Genomic DNA, 2,205 nt, shown 5'->3' on the forward strand with positions numbered 1-2,205 from the left:
CATCGGCCGCATGACGACGAACCCGGCAGAACTGGTCAGCGCCCGTCGGGGCGATCATGTGGCACTCGTCGTGGACGGCGAGCGCGAGCTGCGGGTGGCCGACTGGACCGCCCGGTCGGAGGAGCTGGCCGCCCGGCTGGCCCCGGTCAGGACGGCGCTGCGGCACGACGACTGGATCGGGCACGCGGTCGCCGCCGTGGCCGTGCACCTGGCCGGCGGCACCGTGCTCGGGCTGCCGCCCGCGCTGCCGGAGGAGGAGGTCCGCGCCCGGCTGGCCGAGTGCGGGGTGGGCCAGGTGCTGCCCGGCCCGTTGGGCGACGCGGCGGGCGCCCGGGACGACGACGTCGCCGAGATCCTCTACACCTCGGGCACGACCGGCCGTCCCAAGGCCGTGGCGGTCCCCGTCGCGAACCTCACCTACGGCCACGAGGGCCGCGGGAAGCTGTTCACCGGCGTGGACGGGGTGCTGGCCGCCGTCCCGCTGGGCACGAACGCCGGGCACAGCGCGCTGATGACGGCGATGACCGCCCCGGCGACCACGCACGTGCTGACCGACCTCGGGCCGGAGAACGTGGCCCGCATGCTGGAGAAGCTGCGGGTGCCGATGGCGATCGTCCCGCCGTCCACCGCGACCCGGATGGTGGCGCACGGCTGGCACGAGCGGTACGACCTGTCCGGCCTGCGGGCGCTCATGCTGGGCTCGGCACCGGTGCCGATGGCCACGGTGGCCCGGCTCATGCGGGCGCTGCCGGGCGTGCGGATCGTCATCGGCTACGGCTCGACGGAGTCGGCCCCCGCCTTCGTGCACCGCCCGGTGGAGACGCCGCCCACGCCCGACGACGAAGGGCTGCTGGGCCGCCCGAGCGCGGGCACCGAGGTGCGGGTCACCGACGCGGGCGAGATCTGCCTGCGCTCGGCCGCCCCCCGCCGCTACTACCTGACCGACGCCGCCGCCGACGAGCGCACCTTCCGCGACGGCTGGACCCACATGGGCGACCTGGGCGAACTGGACGGGGAGGGCCGGCTGCGCTTCTTCGACCGGGCCGCCGACGTCATCACCGCCGGCGGGCGCCGGATCTCCTCGCTGCGGGTCGAGCACGCCCTGCACTGGCATCCCGAGGTGGTCGAGGCCGCCGCGTTCGAGGGGCCGCAGGGCGTCACGGCGGCCGTCGTGCTGCGCTCGCCCGTGCCCGAGGACGAGCTGCGCGCCTTCGCCGCCGACCGGCTGGACCCGGCCGAGCGGCCGGCGCGGTACGTGGTCGCGAAGTCGCTGCCGCGCGGGCCGATCGGCAAGACGCTCAAGCGGGTGCTGGCGGGCTAACCGGCGGTGGCCAGCTCGTGCAGCTTGGAGACGGTCTTCCAGTTGCGGGCGGTGGCGGTGACGCCGAGCTTCTTCTCCCAGAAGGAGTAGGACAGCTTGGTGTTGCGCACCCCGTCGGGGCACCAGACGTAGATCTCCTTGCCGACGTGCTTGAAGACGTCGGGCTTGAAGGCGTCGGGGTCGAGCGCCTTGATCGGCCCTGCGTCGGGCTTGTCCGACAGGAACGTGACGAGGTGCAGGGCGTCGTCGGCGGCGACGTCCCCGAGCGGGTTGGCCTTGAGGATCTCGCCCAGCTCGGCGCCCGTCCTGGCCAGGACGGGCACCGAGACGCCGAGGTCGCGGGCGAGCGCGGCCTGGATCTCGGCCGCCGCCGCCTCGGGGCTCTTCCCGCTGGTGTAGACGACGTTGCCGCTCTGCAGGTGCGTCTTGACGTCCTCGAAGCCGAGGCCCTCCAGCAGCTTGCGGAGCTCGGCCATGCTCACCATGTTCCGGCCGCCGACGTTCACTCCGCGCAGCAGCGCCACCTGCCTGGACATGTCGCTCAACCCCTTCTGCCCGCCACCGCCTGGGGACGGAACTGCCTGATGCGCTCGACCAGATAAGCCGCGTCGTCCTTTACCCACCAGATGAGCGCCGAACCGTAGGAGTGCTGGCACTGCATGCCGAGGACGTAGAGTCCGGGGGACGCGGTCACACCGCGGTCCTGCGTGATGCCGCCGCCCTCGTCCTGGACGGGCGCGTGCACCCAGGAGTAGTCGTAGCGGAAGCCGGTCGCCCAGACGACGGCGTCGACGTCGGCCGAGCGGCCGTCCTCGAAGCGCATCGTGCGGCCCTCGGCGTCGACCGTGCGGCCCACGAGCTCGAAGCGGTGCCGTTTGGCCAGC

The 2,205-nt window shown here is 73.6% G+C and carries 2 protein-coding genes and 1 pseudogene; 1 reads left to right on the forward strand and 2 read right to left on the reverse strand.

Features of this window, described 5'->3' with window-relative positions:
• Nucleotides 1-1,321, forward strand: a 1,321-nt coding sequence (locus ACWCSD_RS51820; protein WP_449927147.1) for a class I adenylate-forming enzyme family protein, incomplete at its 5' end; no start/stop codon positions are given.
• Here the strand turns inward: ACWCSD_RS51820 and ACWCSD_RS51825 are convergent.
• Together ACWCSD_RS51825 and ACWCSD_RS51830 are read right to left on the reverse strand one after the other, a co-directional pair.
• Entirely contained in the window at nucleotides 1,318-1,857 is a 540-nt protein-coding gene (locus tag ACWCSD_RS51825; protein WP_387665476.1) for a DUF1697 domain-containing protein, read from the reverse strand. The two genes, ACWCSD_RS51820 and ACWCSD_RS51825, sit on opposite strands and share 4 nt — an antisense overlap.
• A gap of 5 nt (nucleotides 1,858-1,862) precedes the next feature.
• A pseudogene (locus ACWCSD_RS51830) lies at nucleotides 1,863-2,205 on the reverse strand (hypothetical protein); the annotation flags it as partial.

The organism is Nonomuraea sp. NPDC001684 (assembly GCF_053596515.1).